Origin of the sequence: Dyadobacter sp. CY323 (genome assembly GCF_021390245.1) — a bacterium.
Taxonomy (GTDB): Bacteria; Bacteroidota; Bacteroidia; order Cytophagales; family Spirosomataceae; genus Dyadobacter.
In genome coordinates this window covers 391,049-407,531 of record NZ_JAJUXH010000003.1, presented here as the reverse complement: position 1 = coordinate 407,531, position 16,483 = coordinate 391,049, and the positions used below count along the sequence as shown (strand labels likewise).

Here is a 16,483-nt window from a genome sequence, read left to right as displayed (position 1 = left end):
AATGAAACGACTACCAAAACTTATTGCCGGAGTCGATATCTCAAAGCACACCTTGGATACCCTCAGGCGCAACGATGAAGTGATGCACCCTAGCCAGAATTAGGCATTACCTGGTTTGAGTTTTGGTGGTTACGGAGTTGCAGGCCGCTTAACAAGCATATCTTTTTCACAATAATTAGTCCGTCCAGCCACGATTGTGGCGCAACGGATAAGTTGCACCTGAATCTGAGATTTGATATACTGTCTATACGGACGTTAAGTGTAAATGGGGGCATAGTTGGGGGCACTCAGAGAGATAATCCGTAAAAATGGCAATGAACTCAATTACTTACAAGGAAAAATGCGATGCGACATCCGGCACCACTCTTTTTTTTACTGACATTATTTGTTGTTACCGAAACGCGAAAAATTCAATTTTCGCAGCCGGTTAACGCTAAACTGACCTTATCAATATATTCCTATCATTCACCCATACTAAGACAAAGTGGGGGCATGATTGGGGGCATGAAACGTGTAGCAACGCAGCAAGTTTCTCGCTTCGCGAATCAGGGAGGTCGATAGTAATGTTATCCAATCTAACCTGTCAGTCAGCAAAACCAAAAACAAAGCCATACAAAATTTCAGACGGTGAAGGCTTATATCTGGAAGTCACTCCGCACGGCACAAAATTTTGGCGGTTAAAATACAGGCTTCACGGAAAAGAAAGGCGGATATCAATCGGAGCATATCCTTCTACTTCAGTTGCGGAAGCTCGTAAGGCGAAAGAAGTAATCAAGAAGGACATACGCGACGGTATTGATCCTGTCTCTAAGCGTCTGCAGACGGCTCAAATGCAGTCATTTATCTCACAACTTGATTTTAAATCAATGGCAATGGAATGGCATTCGAAGCAAATTTCTCTATGGAAGCCAACACACTCCACCATCGTAAAGCATCGGCTTGAAAAATATGTATTCCCTTCTTTGGGTAGTTTTCCGCTTGCAGACATAAAGCCACTGATGATGCTGAGCTGCCTTCAAAAAATAGAAAAGACTGCTCCCGACCTTTCGCGCCGAATGAAAGCGTTGTGTGGTCACATCTTTAAATACGCCATTGCTACAGGTCGTGCAGATAATGATCCGACATATGGGTTAGAGGCAGCAATGCGAAAATTTAAGCGAGGGCACTATGCCTCAATTTCTGTTGATGAGTTTCCCGAATTTTTAGTCTGTCTCAATAATTACGAAAGCAAAGTACATCGCCAAACCTTCCTTGCTCTTAAGCTGCTGCTTCTCACCTTCGTCCGTACATGCGAACTCGTGGAAGCAGAATGGAAGGAAATTGATTTTGATAGAGCGATGTGGGTTATACCTGCCGAGCGCATGAAAATGAAGCTTCCACATGTCGTGCCGCTATCGCGCCAGGCGTTGGCTATGTTTCGAGAATTGAAGAACATGCATTCAAACAATAAATTAATTTTTCCAGGCTACTACGATACCAGGACGCATATGTCCAAGAACACGATGCTTGTTGCTATTAAACGAATGGGTTACAGCGGTAAAATGACCGGCCACGGATTTCGATCTCTCGCATTAGGAATACTAAAAGAAAAGTTGGGCTATTCTCATGACATTGCAGATAGGCAACTAGCGCACGTTCCAAAAAGCGGAATTGACCGTGCGTATGATCGAGCCTTATTTTTGCCTCAGCGTATAAAAATGATGCAGAATTACGCTGATTACATCGACAAAGTTTAGGTTGTTAAACTTCATGACTATTCGCTCGTCTAAATACTCGCTATAGCATATGTTGATTCTCAAGACTATAACCGAAAATAGCAGATAGGATTTTCAAAACTATAGAGTGAGATTGCGAAAATAATTTGCAATATAATACGATTCACCAATGGCTTCAGAAAGTGATAATTTTGAGGATTATATATTATCTCCAGAAAAACTTCGCGATTTCCTGCATGGAATGCCAGGTTATCGAGACAACGAAATACTGGATAAAGCATTATCGGAGGTAGTAGAGGCAGCGCGGCCCCGACATCCATTTCTCTCCGATTATTATTTCGAAAATGCAGAGAAAATATCTAATTTATATACCGAGATAGGCAAGTTAAAGACGGATTTTTCCTCACAGGTCAATAAGTATGTTTCTGAAAAGAGAAAATCAGAGAAAAAGGAAAAGGAACTAGAGCAATTAAAACGAAACCTAGACGAACTTCTTCGAAAGCTTGAGTTAGCAAACATCTTACCACGCGTCAGGACCGAAGCTGCTGAATATTTAATTCGTGGAGATGGAATTTTCAAAGATAATTTCCAAAATCTCTCAGAACTAAAATCGACAGTAATATCCATTGACATTAGGCGATCTACAAGTTTGATGTTGAACGCCCGAACCGCATCAAGCTACGCAACTTTTATTACTAAATTATCCCAAGAGTTATCTAGTACTATAAAAAGCAATTTTGGGATTGTGGACAAGTTTACGGGTGATGGAATTTTGGCGTTTTTTCCCGATTTTTTTAGTGGAATTGATTCAGTGAGGCTTGCGCTGAAAGCGGCCGAAGCATGTCACCAAATATTCAACGATCATTATTATGCACATCGGCGAGATTTCAATGTCGTTTTAAAGAATGTTGGATTGGGAATAGGTGTCGATTATGGTATGGTGACATTGATAAACAATGGAAGCGAGTTAACGGTTGTTGGAATTCCAGTCGTTTACGCTTGTAGGCTATCATCTGCATCCCCGAACACAACATTGCTAAACCAGCCTGCTCTCGAAAAGCTCACTATCGAGACATTGTCATCAATAATGATCAAGGAGGTAGTTATTGATTTGAAACATGAGGGAGAAATTGCAGCTTACGAGATAAAATTGTCAAATGAAGAACATAATTCTGTTCGGAGTCCAGAATGGTACTCCCTACTTGAAAAATAATGCCCATTTAAGAATTACCAGAAAATCTATGCTTTCCAACTATTTTCATTAGGCCCTTATTGCATTAATACTTGGCCTTACAATCAAATTCTCGCTCTATTTCCGCATCAACAGGGCGTTTTAGATAATCCATAGACTGGAATAAACCCAATTTCTCCCTTCTTATTTGTTATTAACGTAATCCGATTTTGCTTGACCATAGGTATTAATTCCTTATATCATGAATATATTCCTATTAAGTAAGTTCAACAGATGGGAGTAATACTCACAGGGAGATCATCATGCAAATGGATTTAAACCAAGAACCGCTTCTCGACCGTAAAGCCGCAGCCAGATACTTATCAGTTTCCCCTGGCACCCTTGCTGTTTGGGACTGTACCAAACGCTACAACCTCAAACCGATAAAAGTGGGACGAGCAGTGCGGTACCGCCGTTCCGATCTCGACCAATTTCTTGAAGATCGCCTGATCCGGTAATCATTAGCAACGTCAAGCCATCCTTTTCCATTTTTGTACGGAGACTGACATGAACATCGATCATGCCAAATCTATCCCTATGCCTGAAATTCTGGCGAAACTAGACAGGCATCCGAAACGTATTAGCGGAGACAAGGCCTTGTACCTCTCACCATTACGCAACGAAAAAACACCCAGCTTTTGGGTTTATCTCAAAACAAACACTTGGTACGACTATGGCGAAGCTGCTGGGGGTGATCTGATTGATTTCGTCAGACACTATCTCAAATCCAATCGGGAAGATCATACTACTGCTGATGCATTACGCTGGATCAAGAACATGTCTGTTCATTCCGGTATTTCTCCGATGCAGTTCAATCATGTTGACCTGGTCGAAACTGATCCAGTACTGTCAATTCGTTCTGTGAAGCCGTTAAAGCATCCAGCTCTTATCAATTACCTTAAGTCTAGAGGTATCAATGAAAATATTGCAGCGGAGCATTTGCAACAAGTGTTGGTGAATAATAAGGCAACCGGAAAAACTTTTTACGCACTCGGTTTTAAGAACGAGGAGGGAGGATATGAACTGCATAACTCCTTTTTTAAAGGCAGTACAAAACCTAAAACGATCAGTTTCGTGAGAGCCAAGAAATATCCGGCAAATCGCGTTCATCTCTTTGAGGGATTCACGGACTATCTTTCTGCCGTTTCAAGATTTGGTATCGAATATCTTGATGGCGACAGTATAATTCTCAATTCTGTTGTCTGTTTATCTAGAGCCTTTCCGTACATCCAAAACTATGGATACAAAATTGCTAATAGTTGGTTGGACAATGACCGTGCGGGAGAAAACGCTGGGCGCCTTTTCTCCGAATTCCTGAAGACCCAACAAGATATTCAGCATGTACGCATGAATAATTTGTATGCACCTTACAAGGATGTCAATGAATGGCACGTGGCATCTATCTCAAATCCTGCAAAGGCATTTCCAAAGGGATAGTTTGAGATTATTTCATTTTCCCCCCGGCATCCGGATTTAAGTCGGGAATGATATCCGGTGCCGCTCACTGCACCAACAAGAATTTTCGCCTGGCTTCGCCATTCCCCGCCCTACCAAAATTCTTGCCGTTTGTTCGCTTGCACACCGGATTATTCCATCCCCGAACCCTGAGACCGAGGGAGAATTGGAAATCTCAAATTCTCAATTCACCATTTTGAAACATCGAAAAGGAGCAAGACTTGATCCAAGAACCTCAAATCCAAACTGATATTTATTCTCGTGTAACTAATAAAATCATGTCCGATCTGGAACGGGGAAATCTGACCTGGCGTCAGCCCTGGAATTCACAGAACATGTCTGCGACGGTCAATCTGCCGCTTCGTTGGAACAATATCCCCTACACTGGCATTAACACCATCCTGCTTTGGGCAACTGCTTCCGAAAAAAATTATCCATTATCTATACAGGGCGAGAGGCATCATATTCTCAGTTATCTGACCGCATTCAAATGCCACCGGTTGAAAGTTTCAACACGATTGAAGATTACTATGCCATTTTAGCCCATGAAGTTACTCATTGGACAAAACACACGACGAGATTAAACCGCGATTTAGGCCGTAAACATTTTGGGGATGAAGGATATGCTAAAGAAGAACTTGTAGCAGAAATCGGAGCCTGTTTTCTGGCAGCTCATTTAGGCTTCGAACCGATGCCCCAAGAGAGACATGCAGCTTATATTCAGCATTGGCTCAAGGCGTTGAAAGACGACAAACGTTTGATCTTTTCAGCAGCTTCCTATGCTCAAAAAGCCGTTGAATTTGTCCGTTCCCTTCAACCGTCATAGGAGAATATTATGGGAGTAAGTTTTTTTAAGATTGATTTCGTTGAGATCAAATCTGCTTTATTTGGTCTGTCGTTATATGCTGTCAGCATAGCGAAACATACGTGCTGGCGCTTATCCCTGATTTTTATGCAATAAAAATCATCTACGACTCCGCTTCGCTACTGGGAGCTGTCACGTCCTTATCCGCTATTTTTGCTTCCATCATCAACAACCAAACAAAGGAGATTTATTGATGACAACTGAAAATCAAACTGAAAAGAAAAACCCAACCCATACCGTATTTTTCTTGAAGGATTGTGGCGGTGATAAGCCAGAATGGCAAAAGGTAGGTGTTGGCTGGGAACATAAGGATGGTACAGGTCTTAACATTTTAGTCGATAGCACAGGTGGCCAAACTCCAATGACTATCCGCAAAAACAACCCAAAAGAATAACTTTCTTACCGGGCAGAGCAATCTGCCCGGTCTTTTTATTGCTGCGTTTCAATCTGAATATCAGTCACAATGACTTCATCAACATCTTCAATCGAAATATATCTTGTATCTAAGGCGGTAATGGTTCGCGGCAAATGGTCGATCAATTGGGTAAACAGCTTTTCCAGACAATAGCCCTTAATAATTACGTTCTGTCCTGAAAAGCCGAGGTGGATCACATTCAAATCCTCCCCCAAATGGTAGTTAGCCCTGATTAGATAGGCGTAGTTAAAAAAAGACCGGTTTCCACACGGCCATGCGAGGCATAGATTACGCACGTTCCCATAACTATGGAATGTACCTTGAATTTCCGCTGGCGCAGCACTTTTCTCCTGCACAGGTTTGGCAGGATTACCGCTACGCATTTGCTCGATGCGCTGATCAAAGTCCTGGCTCATAGTCCATGTCTTTGTTGGGGATGACGGGATTGTAGATGCTTGGCTGGCGCTGGGCTTTTCTTCGGTTCAGGCTTGTGCATGTTCAAACGTGTCTGTTGCATAACAACGCCTTCCATGTCACGACGCTTTGCCAACAGTTCCAAGGCAGAAAGACGGTCACCCAAGCGTGACGCACACGAAAGGAGCTCTTCCTTGTCATCTGTATAGAGATGTGCCTTATCACGTCCTCGTGATATAGACACATAAAGTTGCTTGGCGTCTGTTGCCGGAAAGGTGCTTGCTGGCTGTGACAAGAAAATTTCGTCCACCGTTTTTCCCTGAGACGCATGACTTGTGATGCAATAGGCGTGGCTCAAGTGTCCGAAATCTTTGTCGAGCTTGTACTTTGCTTTACTAGCTGTATTCAAAAGTTCGACCTGTCCATTTTTATTAACCGATGTGACCTTTAACATTTGTCCGTTGTTCAAACGTTTTTCCTGTTGATCGAAGCCATTTCTTGTTATACGGACAATGTCACCCTGTGATAGTAACAGCTCCTTTTCTCGGTAAACGTCGTAATGTGCACTTTTTTCGGTTGGCAAGTGTAGGGCTTCCTTGGCTTCTTTGCTACGGATCAAAACTTGATGGTTATTTGTCTCTTCAACAGTCCACCGGCTACCACGAATAATTCCTGGTACATTTTGGTTAAATTGAATAACATCACCAATGTTTAAATTTCGCCAATCTCTTTTTTCGGCTCCAGTCAAATTGCGGTTGACTAAACGTTTCATCATTATCTCCCGCTTGCCAAGTACGCCTGTTGCGCGAAGTTGTTCCCTGATAACTGTGGTTACATCCTCACTCTGTTTATGAGTAGGGGATACAACAAGTGCGGTTTTACCGGACTTGATTGTATTAGAAAAATCGGCGACCAACTGATCATTCGGCTTTAGCGGGTCAATTTCTTTGATCCATTTCATTTCATCCAGCTTTGCCAAGGCTGGCTTAACCTGTCCTTGAGAAAGATTTTGAACAACCTGGAGGTAATCCACATTCCTCTGCCGGTAAATTTTACTTACCTCGGCTGTTGTAATCTCACCAACCGTATTGAGGATACGCAAAGCATCACCCCTAATTACTGACGAATGCTGACGAGTATCACCGCCCAAGATCAAACGTGCGTTTTGCTTGGTGGTGAGTTCCAGCAACGACGTCATATCCTGCGTACCGAGAAGTCCAGCTTCATCCACCCATAGAACCTGATCGGTAATTGCCTCTTGCATCTTCTTATCCACAAGCAATCGTGAAACGGTTTCGGCTTCCTTGAAGCCTTCGTCTCTCAGGACGCCGCGAGAAGCTTGTGACGTTGGGGCAACGACGATAACTGTTTTCCCAGATTCCTCTATAAGTTTTACAGCTTCTTGCATCAGTGTTGTCTTGCCAGACCCAGCCGCACCACGAACAATCGAAACCCGGTTGGTAGTAGTCAGAATATGATTGACGGCCTCGCGCTGCTGGCCGTCTAGCGTCATGTCAGGCGCCTGCGGGTACAATGGACGCAGCTTGCCTTGGCCTGCCTTGGCCAGTTTGACCATATGCTGTTCCTGAGCCAGGACTTCTTTCGTGGTAATAAGGGTTTGTCCATGATCTTCAATTTGGATCAGCCGCTTGTCATGCATTATGAGACCGGTAATCTCTTCCAGTTTCACCACCTTATCGCCTATTGCATGGCGATATGCGGTTGCAAGCAGACGCCGGTCGCGCACTACGGAAACGCGCTCAAAGCTATGCTGCACGGCATGATCGACACAGTCTTTAGCATGTAATATCTCTCTAAGTTGTCCACGAGGATTGCGGATTATCCGCTTGCCCTGATCCTCTTGCGTATCTAGATCATGGATTTGCCTCAGCCAATCGGCCTTCAGTTCATCCATGCTTAAGCCCTTTTGCTTTTTAGCCCTTGTTCTGGCACCCAAAGCGCCGAGTTCGTCTATATCAGTGATCCCTTTTTCTTTGGCGATCCTGCCAATTTCATCCGTTCGCTTAGAAAACAGGTCTATTGCACTTTTGGGTACATTTTCGATCTCAAAAGATTTATCAGTTCGCCGGATATCATAACCAAGATCAATTAATTGATCGGAAAGATATTTGTGAAAACGCGCCTGATAGTAAGGCATGTCCCTTTTGATGTCTCGAAATTGACCTGCCTTTATAAGCTGCTCTTGCTCGTCCCAAGTCGCATTGAACACAAAGCAATGGACATGCAGGTGAGGATCGGGGAGGTGACCATCAACCGGTCGAGCGGTCTGGTGGACAAAATCTGACCATATCAATTCACCTGTTGTCCGGTCGTCGTATTGACCAGATTTACGAACCCTAGTTTTGATGTCCGCTTCTATATCGTTCATTGTTGCTTGAACGCACGTGCTGCAAGCTTTCAATAAATGGTTATCACTGGATAAAGCATGCAAAATGGATACCGACTTCGGACAATGAAAATTGATGTCATAGCCGGTAGTCCGCTCGTCCTTAGTACGGGGTGTCAGTTGCTCACCGGTGAAAGGATGGATATTCTCGCAAAGGGCAAAAAAGGTGTCTTTTGTTGCCGAGCCTGTCAAACCCAAACGCTCGGCCAATTTTCCCTGGACACGTCCATTCAATTCCTGATCATTGATATAATAATCAGACTTAGACAAGGATTGCGAAAAATAGGCTTTTGCGTGAGCGGCACTGGTGCTTTGGATCATTCTTATCATCAAATGATCTTACAACGGAATTTAAATGAGCCAGTGCCCTTTCGGACGGCGGTAAGAAGAAACCATTTTCGTTAAACATCACCGTTAATGAAGCTGTGTTAGTGCAGTGAAGAAAGCTGTGTTGGAGGAATTTTGGTATCGTTAAAGGAACTTGCATCAGACGTCTTCCCTAAGCACAGCTTAGTGCGTCCAAAACACAAGGGTTTCTAAGTTACAAGGCCAATATCTTTAAAATCCCAGAGAGATCTGCGATGAAGAGGATGAATTAGTAGACCTGCAAAAGGAAACAATTATGGCAATTCTATATTTGCACAAAAAAATATATTCCAAATGACCGATGCTGCGCTAAAACTGATAAAGGCATATATGAAACTCCCAGAAGAGATAAAGCTAGAATTTCTAAAAGAGTTAAGAAAGCTAGAAGCTATGGATGAGGAAGTGAAAAAGGACTACGAAAGGATACTGAAGTCGCTATGAATTCGATTTATAAGTTATAATTTGCTTTTTAGTCTTTCTGCCAGATTGTCGGCCTTCTTATTTATCTCGTTAATTCTCTGTCGTATTTGAGAATTAATTATCGCCGATTGGCTGGAAAGCCTAATTGCCTCGTCAGCATGTTCGATTGTTGACTTAGCACTGGGTAGGTGATTGAAGTAATTATCCATAGCGTCGGGATTAATCTTGACGTCAGTGCCTATAAAATTATTCCAGTAACCCAGTTGAAACAGATTGTTCACTAAACCAGTAAAAATTAAATAATATTTTTTCGGCTTGTTTGATCAATACCATAACAGGAATAAGTGTAATTATTGTCAAGGGTTTCGAGGCACGAGGAACTTGCGCAGCCCTTTACAATAATGAAGCTTGACTACCTTTGTGTTGAACTAACAAGCCGCAGACGTAAAATTTACCTATAAGAAAAAGATAATCCTTTCAGGAAATTATCGGTCATGATCTGTTCGCAGCTCTTTATCGTCTTTCTTCGGATTTATTCTGAGCTTGTCCTCCCATTCATTTAGCTCGGCCTGGATGACGGCCTGTTCCAAATCATACTGCTTCTTGCCTTGAACAAGCGCAGTAACAAAGTCATTCTTAATATCTTCTGGTTGCGATGCCAGGATAAGATCCATTAATTCCGGTTCAAGTTTGGCCAATAAATAACCCTTGTTAAATCCCCGGATGTACCCTTTCGTCGGTTCTTCTTCTTCCATAGTCAAAAGGTTTTACGTGAATTTTTGTCAAGGTATTTGTCAATGGATTCTAAATCATACAAGATAATTTTCTTTTCAGGTTGCGTGTATCGTATGCTGCCTTCGTCGCGTAGTTTTTGAAGAGTTGTCTTTGAAGTAATTCGAAGCTTCTGCATAGCCTCTGTACCGGATATCCATTTGTCTGGCACACTTGCCTGCTTTTGCAGGACGCGCTCGACAACCTTGTCAATTAACGCGTAAAAAGCGGTATCATGAATACAAATAACTTCCATCCATTCAGGGTTATTTCTGTTTAACTGAGAACACCACTATTAAAACCAGAAGTAAAAGGTCAGTTTTCGAAAAGAATACTAATCTGATAATTCAGATTTTTTGGATACCATTTTACGTACCGATGATTTCCGCGCATTTACCTTTTTGGTCACGCTGGCAGGATTCAAAACGGCATCTAATGCATCGTCGGCATCCTTATTTATGAAAGCAGATTGATATCCTACGGTTGTGACAATGCTTGCATGTCGGTAAAGCTTTTGTAGCATTTGTATATTAACCTTATCACCGGCTTCCGTAGCAAAAGAATGACGAGCAATGTGCATAGTCAATGTTTTATCAATCTTTGCCACCGGTGCTACGTCCTTTTTAAGACATTTGTCAATTGCGCTGGTTTTAAAAGCAATTGTCCTTTCCATGATAAAGGCGTCATTAATGTCAACACCCTTAAGTTCAGGAAACACAAAATCGGAAATGCTGGTCTTTTTTGGTAAGTATTGTTCAAGTATTTTGCTGGCCTTCTCAGGAACTTTCAAAGTTCCCGCCTTGTCATTTTTGCCCATCACGTAGAATAGCCGTCCGTCCTGAAAGTCGCTCCAGCGAAGTCGCAGTACATCAGAAATGCGCATACCCGCGAAGTAAAAGGAAAATAGCCAGAGGTTCCGGCAATGATTTGGTCGATCTGGCAGGGCAACTGTTTCAAGACGCTTGATCTCTTCGACGTTAAGACCCATTTTTCCAGATTCAGGGAACTTTATGATCATTTTCCCCTTACCAAATGGTGAGTTATCCGCCTTAATAATCTTGTCTTTTCGAGCAAAGCTGAACACCGAGCGCACCATGGACAAATGGTTCATAGCTGACCTCTCAGAAAGTTTCAAAATGCTCTTCACGTAGGTTTTAAAGCTTTCAAGGGTAGACACCTCGATTTCCTGGAATGCAATATCTCGTTTCAGGAATTCTTTGAAATGCTTAACACGTGGTTTGTCAGCCGTGTATTGGTTGTATTTTCCGGCACTTTTTAGATTAGACAGATATAGTTCTGCCTGAGAAAGGAATGTCGCGGCTGTCGTCTTTTTGTTGCTCTTTTTAATGAAGTTCGCCGTAACTTCATGCATTTCCGTTTCAAGTTCGATTGCTTTTCCGCTTAACTCGGAAATACGCTTGGCTATTAGATTGTTCAAGCGAACAGAGTTTGGGTAGTTTTTTTTAACCACCCCTTTGGCAGCGTCCCATTGTTCAGAAGTGACGCTATAACCTAAGGATTCATAGTTTGTTTTTCGATCCTTGGTTATCCTTATGCAGATTGGATAAGTCCCGTCTTTTTTCTTATCCGGTTTGATTACGGCTTTAATTGTCGCCATCGTTTCATGTCTTAGAATGCATCAATGAAGTAAAGATAAGTAATTTGGTCGTAAACTATTGGTAAACAAATCGCGGTATTACATGAAATCATATGGAACCATATCGCACCAATGCAAGTATAAGATATTGATAATCAGAAAACTATAATTGTCTGTACTGTAATATTTAGGTTTGAGCAAAGGACTGAAAATCCTTGTGTCGGCGGTTCGATTCCGTCCATCACCACAGAAAAAGCCGCTACGAGCAATCGCAGCGGCTTTTTTGTTTTTAGATATTTTCAATACTCCTTTCTTTACTGACATTAGTAACATTGCCAGTCAGGATAGTTGTTCATGTAACCTGTGTATGGACCATATATAGCTGCCTGCGACTCACTAAGTCCGTAACAAAATGAAACTTCTGGTAGCGCGAAAATCCATTCATCGGGGTCTTCAACACGCCACGCGCTCTTAGAGGAAATTGAAATTGGATTCCTCTGAAATTCACCTTTGCTCCCTGATCACATATCCCATCAGTTCGCCAGGGGGCCATAAAAATGACGAGCGCAAGTATGATGGAAGCCAGAGTATACAGAAACATTTTCACGAGGGTGTTCAAAAACCTTTTCAGGAGGGGATATACAAACCTTTTCATAAGTGGTAGCTGCAATCGTTAAGACGTTCACATTCTTTATAATTGTTGAGATCAATAGAACAGCTAATTCGGGTAATTATTAATAAAGCCGGTGTACTTCCCGTACATCGTCGCTTGTGAAGAACTAAGTCCGTAACAAAAAGAGACTTCCGGTATACTGTAACCCTTACCGTCAGGGTATATCCTTTTCACAAAAATGGTCAAGCAGTCCCGTTCCCATGTAAAATACTTATAGTCATATTTTTCGTGATAGTTATAGTTGCCCGGATAATCCTTTTGTATCTCAGTAATGATCTCCTGGTCAGTTTTACAGCTATCTTCATAAAGCTCCAATGCGACACCATAGATCAATTTTTCTCTTAGAATGTCCGTTATATCTTCTGGTTTTTGCCATTCGTTGTCTCGGTCGAAAAACCATTTCCCCGAGATGTTTTTACCACCAATAGAATCCGTTTGAAGCCAGATATAATTTCGGGAAAATCCACTCATGGGAGTTTTTAACGCGCCACGCACTTTCATTGGAAATTGAAAATGAATCCCTCTGAACTTCACGTGCTCTGCCTGGCTACAAGTTCCATCGACCCGCCACGGAGTAGTAAGTAAGACGTGGACGAGAATAGCGAGAGCAAGGAAAAGCAAAAGTCTTTTCATATTTGTATGCTGGAAAAACCTGGTTAGTCAGTGGAGCTATTAAAGTAACCGGTTTTGTTTCCATACATATCCGCCTGCAAAAAGTTAAGTCCATAACAAAAAGAGACTTCCGGTATACTGTGTCCTTCATGGTACGTCCTTTTGACAAAAATGGCCAGACAGTCCCGTTCCCATATATAATAGTTAAGTCCATTTTCTTGATAATACTTGTAGCTGCCTGGGTAAATTTTTTGAATCTCTGTAACGATTTCTTGATCGGTTTTGCAACTGTCTTCACGAAGTTCGAATGCAACACCATAAATCAGGTTCTCTTTGATTCTTTCTAGTGCTTGCTTTTTCCCATTCCATTCGGTGTCCCATTCGAAAAACCACTTGCCGGAGATATTTTTACCGCCGATAGAGTCAGTTTGAAGCCACGTAAAATTTCTTGAAAATCCACTCACTGGTGTTTTCAATGCACCACGTACTTTCATAGGGAATTGAAAATGAATCCCTCTGAAATTTACCTGTTCCACCTGATTGCAGGTTCCATCAACTCTCCGGGAGATTAAAAATAGAAAGGAAATGATGATAATTAAAGCGAGGATGCCTAGACACTTTTTCATTAGTGATAGTTACAATTTGGGAGGCAGCTTTTATTCAAAACCGGCCCAATTTCCCGTTGAATTGCCATAATACTTTTGTTGTAAATCGCTGAGCCCGTAGCAAAACGAAACAGGAGGAAATGGGTTTTTATGGTACTGCTCCCTCTTAATGATGATCGTTAAACATCCCCTTCTAGTAATGTAGTATTTAAGGTCAAACTGTTTTTACGCATTGATAATTTCCTGGATAGTCGTTGTTTAATTCCTCAATGAGCTGCTCGTCCGTTTTATCCTGCTCGGCCCATAACATGAACGTGACCCCATAAATCATAGCATCTTTCAAATGATTTATGGAGTCTGTTTTATAGTATTTGTTTTGTCGAGATTCATAGAACCAGCTGGCAGATGTATTCTTCATAATAGAATCTGTCTGGACTAATTCGTTTCCATTGGTTGAAATTTTTCCCGAGAACTGCAATGCTTGGTAAGCAGTGATCGGAAACTGAAACGATATATCCCGAAATGTGACTTGTTCCTTCTTTTCACATGTACTTAGCCGCTCGCCTGAACATGACATTACCATACCAAATATTATGAGCAACGCATTCTTTATCATTACCGATGTCGATAAGATTAGTCAGGGTAATTATTGATGTAACCGGTATAGTCTCCGTATATCGCCATCTGCGAAGAATTAAGTCCGTAGCAAAAGGACACTTCTGGTACACTATATCCTTCGGGGTACAGGTGTGTTCTTTTAACAAAAATGGTCAGACAATTCCGCTCCCATTTATAATACTTAGTATCATATTTTTCGAAATAACTGAAGCTGCCAGGATAAATCTTTTGAATTTCTTTCACGATTTCTTGATCAGTTTTACAACTATCTTCCCTTAATTCGAAGGCGACACCGTAGGTCAGTTTTTCTTTAAACGCTTCGGTTATTGGCTCTTGTTCTTTCCAATCGGAATCCCATTCAAAAAACCATTTACCACAGATGTTTCTGCCACCGATTGAATCAGTTTGTAACCAAGTGTAATGCCGTGAAAATTGACCCATCGGAGCCTGCAGCGCGCCACGTACTTTGATAGGAAATTGAAAATGAATCCCTCTAAAACTTACCTTTTCTATCTGATCGCATGTGCCATCAGCTTTCCAGGAGGTAGTAAGTAAAACGAGAACGACGATACCGAAAACAACGGTAAACAGAAATTTTTTCATTAGGTGCTGGTGGTTTGACATTAGGATTATTCCACATCTGGTTACGGACAAAGCGGATCTATTTCCTTCGTACTTACTAAAATTTCGTTTTTTACAAATACTAGCCCATGTTGTCCCAAATCTGTCGCTGCTTTGACCCGGTCGGCCCATTGTGATGCTGTTCCAATTCCTGCAAATTGCGTGAATATCGAACTCCCTGCTGCATTATTTTTTTCATCCATTTTTGTATTGATGCCAGCATGCCCAGATTCATGTGCACCTGCAAGTGTAACGGCGGAGTTTTTTGTGAAAGTTTCAGCATTGAAGATCAAAAACAATGCATGCTTGAATGCATTCGCTTTACAATTGTCACAGACAATTACGGAGAAATTATACTTCAAACCAGTATAAGCTTGGGCAGCATAAGCATTGGCAGCATACATAAGTCTCATCAGGACTTTGTAACCTTCAATATTGTCAGCCAGAGCATCTAAGGCTTCTCTCTCTGAGTTAGTCAAGGCACTGCCTGTTAGTGTTTTTATCAAATTTTCAAAGTCGGTCTTAGCCGAACTTCCAAATGCCGAAATCAAATCCTTTATCTTGGTAATCATAGTCGGACTTTGCGAATTCAGCACAGCAATCTCCGTTGACGTGAAGCTGATACCCTTCGATGCCGCAACATTAATCAGCGGCAATACATTCGCATTGGCTACAACTACCGGGCCGGGGTTCGGCGGGTTTGGATTGCACGGATTTGTTGAAGTTCGTAAGCCTCCGCCATTGCAGGGATCGTAACCTCCGCCGGGATTTGGGATTGTGCCTCCGCCTCCTCCTGAGTCACCGCCGGGCGTGCCGCCAAATGGGGGGATATAGACATCAATGCAAGTGGTTACGGTGCTGTATAGGTATTCAAAGTAGTATTTGCTATTGTTTGCACAGTTGCATGAAACGTGCTGCGCATTATGGCAGCATAAATGTTCGACAACCTCAGACAATACCATCACGGAAGTGCAGACCGGTACCAGATTTACCCGCCCGCCAGATCGGCCGTCAGAAGGCAGATCATAATCTTTCATGATCACGCGTCCATAAAAACTTCGTCTGCGATCACGTTTGTACTCTTTGATCCAGTTTTTGTCGGGAAAATACCAGGCTATATATGTCTTCGCGCCGGCATCCGTGGAGTCTATGATAATGTTTCGAAACACTTCACCGGTGTGTGATCTGCGATGTACGGGAATGGTATACGTCGTGTGATTGTTAACCGAAATCCTTCTTACGCTGTCTGTAGTACTTGGTTTAACCCGGAAATCTAATGGTGATTCTTCGCTGGTACGAAGGCTGGTTTCTGCATTCGATTTGAAATGATTGTATACTTCTTTGTCTTCAAAACCTTTAATCTGCTTCAAAAACTGATCGTAACTGATCATTTTGTTTTCTGTTCCGGCAGCCTTGTTTGCGGGAGTTTGCTGGGGAGGATTTTTGCTCTCAAAGTCGTCGCGGCAGGATTGTGTTGAAAATGCGAATACGAAAACAAAGAGAAATGAAATGCACGACGTGATCCGCCGAAAGGGAGAAGTTCTTTTCATAAATAGTTTGTAAAGGATGAATAATTAAGGCCACGTAGGATGGCTGCATTAAATATCCAATACTTTACAAACCCGCCTGAATCGAGTGAATAAACGGCAATGCAACATTTACCAGGCGGCTAAATGGCGGACAATAATCCTGATTGTT

17 protein-coding genes are annotated in these 16,483 nt (G+C 42.2%); 7 read left to right on the top strand and 10 right to left on the bottom strand.

Annotated features, from left to right (window positions below):
* Nucleotides 1-563 precede the first annotated feature (563 nt).
* The 7 genes from LZG72_RS07905 (at nucleotide 564) to LZG72_RS07875 (ending at nucleotide 5,660) form a co-directional block, all read left to right on the top strand.
* Entirely contained in the window at nucleotides 564-1,736 is a 1,173-nt protein-coding gene (locus LZG72_RS07905; protein WP_233869886.1) for a phage integrase central domain-containing protein, read from the top strand.
* 148 nt (nucleotides 1,737-1,884) lie between these two features.
* Nucleotides 1,885-2,928: an adenylate/guanylate cyclase domain-containing protein gene (locus LZG72_RS07900; protein WP_233869883.1), complete on the top strand. Its 1,044-nt coding sequence runs from the start codon at nucleotides 1,885-1,887 to the stop codon at nucleotides 2,926-2,928.
* Between the two features lie 281 nt (nucleotides 2,929-3,209).
* On the top strand, nucleotides 3,210-3,404 hold the full coding sequence (locus LZG72_RS07895; protein WP_310590549.1) for a helix-turn-helix domain-containing protein: 195 nt from the start codon (nucleotides 3,210-3,212) through the stop codon (nucleotides 3,402-3,404).
* Nucleotides 3,405-3,453: 49 nt separating this feature from the next.
* Nucleotides 3,454-4,383, top strand: coding sequence for a toprim domain-containing protein (locus LZG72_RS07890; RefSeq protein ID WP_233869877.1), 930 nt, complete (start codon nucleotides 3,454-3,456; stop codon nucleotides 4,381-4,383).
* 296 nt (nucleotides 4,384-4,679) lie between these two features.
* Nucleotides 4,680-4,943 carry an ArdC-like ssDNA-binding domain-containing protein gene (locus LZG72_RS29330; protein WP_233869874.1) on the top strand — a complete coding sequence of 88 codons (264 nt, stop codon included), beginning with the start codon at nucleotides 4,680-4,682 and terminating at the stop codon, nucleotides 4,941-4,943.
* Nucleotides 4,838-5,227, top strand: coding sequence for a zincin-like metallopeptidase domain-containing protein (locus tag LZG72_RS07880; protein WP_233870479.1), 390 nt, complete (start codon nucleotides 4,838-4,840; stop codon nucleotides 5,225-5,227). Before LZG72_RS29330 ends, LZG72_RS07880 begins: the two co-directional genes overlap by 106 nt.
* Before the next feature lie 229 nt (nucleotides 5,228-5,456).
* Complete coding sequence (locus LZG72_RS07875) at nucleotides 5,457-5,660, top strand: hypothetical protein (protein ID WP_233869871.1); 204 nt, start codon at nucleotides 5,457-5,459, stop codon at nucleotides 5,658-5,660.
* 35 nt (nucleotides 5,661-5,695) lie between these two features.
* On the opposite strand, the gene LZG72_RS07870 is transcribed toward LZG72_RS07875, so the two are convergent.
* The 10 genes from LZG72_RS07870 to LZG72_RS07825 form a co-directional block, all read right to left on the bottom strand.
* Entirely contained in the window at nucleotides 5,696-6,097 is a 402-nt protein-coding gene (locus LZG72_RS07870) for a hypothetical protein (protein ID WP_233869869.1), read from the bottom strand.
* Nucleotides 6,094-8,823, bottom strand: coding sequence for a MobF family relaxase (gene mobF, locus LZG72_RS07865; protein WP_233869867.1), 2,730 nt, complete (start codon nucleotides 8,821-8,823; stop codon nucleotides 6,094-6,096). The genes LZG72_RS07870 and mobF overlap by 4 nt, the downstream gene beginning before the upstream one ends.
* A gap of 950 nt (nucleotides 8,824-9,773) precedes the next feature.
* Nucleotides 9,774-10,043 carry a hypothetical protein gene (locus LZG72_RS07860; protein WP_233869865.1) on the bottom strand — a complete coding sequence of 90 codons (270 nt, stop codon included), beginning with the start codon at nucleotides 10,041-10,043 and terminating at the stop codon, nucleotides 9,774-9,776.
* A gap of 2 nt (nucleotides 10,044-10,045) precedes the next feature.
* Nucleotides 10,046-10,315 (bottom strand): helix-turn-helix domain-containing protein, encoded by a 270-nt coding sequence (locus LZG72_RS07855; protein WP_233869863.1) that lies wholly within the window; start codon nucleotides 10,313-10,315, stop codon nucleotides 10,046-10,048.
* 78 nt (nucleotides 10,316-10,393) lie between these two features.
* Nucleotides 10,394-11,677 carry a site-specific integrase gene (locus tag LZG72_RS07850; protein ID WP_233869861.1) on the bottom strand — a complete coding sequence of 428 codons (1,284 nt, stop codon included), beginning with the start codon at nucleotides 11,675-11,677 and terminating at the stop codon, nucleotides 10,394-10,396.
* Between the two features lie 697 nt (nucleotides 11,678-12,374).
* A complete protein-coding gene (locus LZG72_RS07845) occupies nucleotides 12,375-12,962 on the bottom strand; it encodes a hypothetical protein (RefSeq protein ID WP_233869859.1) in 588 nt (195 codons plus the stop codon).
* Nucleotides 12,963-12,985: 23 nt separating this feature from the next.
* The gene (locus LZG72_RS07840; protein ID WP_233869857.1) at nucleotides 12,986-13,567 is read right to left on the bottom strand and encodes a hypothetical protein; all 582 of its coding nucleotides are present in this window, start codon (nucleotides 13,565-13,567) and stop codon (nucleotides 12,986-12,988) included.
* Nucleotides 13,568-13,760: 193 nt separating this feature from the next.
* Nucleotides 13,761-13,964, bottom strand: coding sequence for a chalcone isomerase domain-containing protein (locus tag LZG72_RS07835; RefSeq protein WP_233869854.1), 204 nt, complete (start codon nucleotides 13,962-13,964; stop codon nucleotides 13,761-13,763).
* A gap of 215 nt (nucleotides 13,965-14,179) precedes the next feature.
* A complete protein-coding gene (locus LZG72_RS07830) occupies nucleotides 14,180-14,767 on the bottom strand; it encodes a hypothetical protein (protein WP_233869851.1) in 588 nt (195 codons plus the stop codon).
* 41 nt (nucleotides 14,768-14,808) lie between these two features.
* Nucleotides 14,809-16,335: a DUF6973 domain-containing protein gene (locus tag LZG72_RS07825; protein ID WP_233869848.1), complete on the bottom strand. Its 1,527-nt coding sequence runs from the start codon at nucleotides 16,333-16,335 to the stop codon at nucleotides 14,809-14,811.
* Nucleotides 16,336-16,483: the final 148 nt, after the last annotated feature.

Coding starts and splice junctions, on each gene's coding strand:
- LZG72_RS07905 (WP_233869886.1), top strand. CDS start 564: ATGTTATCCAATCTAACCTGTCAGTCAGCAAAACCAAAAACAAAGCCA.
- LZG72_RS07870 (WP_233869869.1), bottom strand. CDS start 6,097: ATGAGCCAGGACTTTGATCAGCGCATCGAGCAAATGCGTAGCGGTAAT.
- LZG72_RS07845 (WP_233869859.1), bottom strand. CDS start 12,962: ATGAAAAGACTTTTGCTTTTCCTTGCTCTCGCTATTCTCGTCCACGTC.
- LZG72_RS07855 (WP_233869863.1), bottom strand. CDS start 10,315: ATGGAAGTTATTTGTATTCATGATACCGCTTTTTACGCGTTAATTGAC.
- LZG72_RS07840 (WP_233869857.1), bottom strand. CDS start 13,567: ATGAAAAAGTGTCTAGGCATCCTCGCTTTAATTATCATCATTTCCTTT.
- LZG72_RS07890 (WP_233869877.1), top strand. CDS start 3,454: ATGAACATCGATCATGCCAAATCTATCCCTATGCCTGAAATTCTGGCG.
- LZG72_RS07835 (WP_233869854.1), bottom strand. CDS start 13,964: ATGAAGAATACATCTGCCAGCTGGTTCTATGAATCTCGACAAAACAAA.
- LZG72_RS29330 (WP_233869874.1), top strand. CDS start 4,680: ATGTCCGATCTGGAACGGGGAAATCTGACCTGGCGTCAGCCCTGGAAT.
- LZG72_RS07850 (WP_233869861.1), bottom strand. CDS start 11,677: ATGGCGACAATTAAAGCCGTAATCAAACCGGATAAGAAAAAAGACGGG.
- LZG72_RS07895 (WP_310590549.1), top strand. CDS start 3,210: ATGCAAATGGATTTAAACCAAGAACCGCTTCTCGACCGTAAAGCCGCA.
- LZG72_RS07830 (WP_233869851.1), bottom strand. CDS start 14,767: ATGAAAAAATTTCTGTTTACCGTTGTTTTCGGTATCGTCGTTCTCGTT.
- LZG72_RS07825 (WP_233869848.1), bottom strand. CDS start 16,335: ATGAAAAGAACTTCTCCCTTTCGGCGGATCACGTCGTGCATTTCATTT.
- LZG72_RS07900 (WP_233869883.1), top strand. CDS start 1,885: ATGGCTTCAGAAAGTGATAATTTTGAGGATTATATATTATCTCCAGAA.
- LZG72_RS07860 (WP_233869865.1), bottom strand. CDS start 10,043: ATGGAAGAAGAAGAACCGACGAAAGGGTACATCCGGGGATTTAACAAG.
- mobF (WP_233869867.1), bottom strand. CDS start 8,823: ATGATCCAAAGCACCAGTGCCGCTCACGCAAAAGCCTATTTTTCGCAA.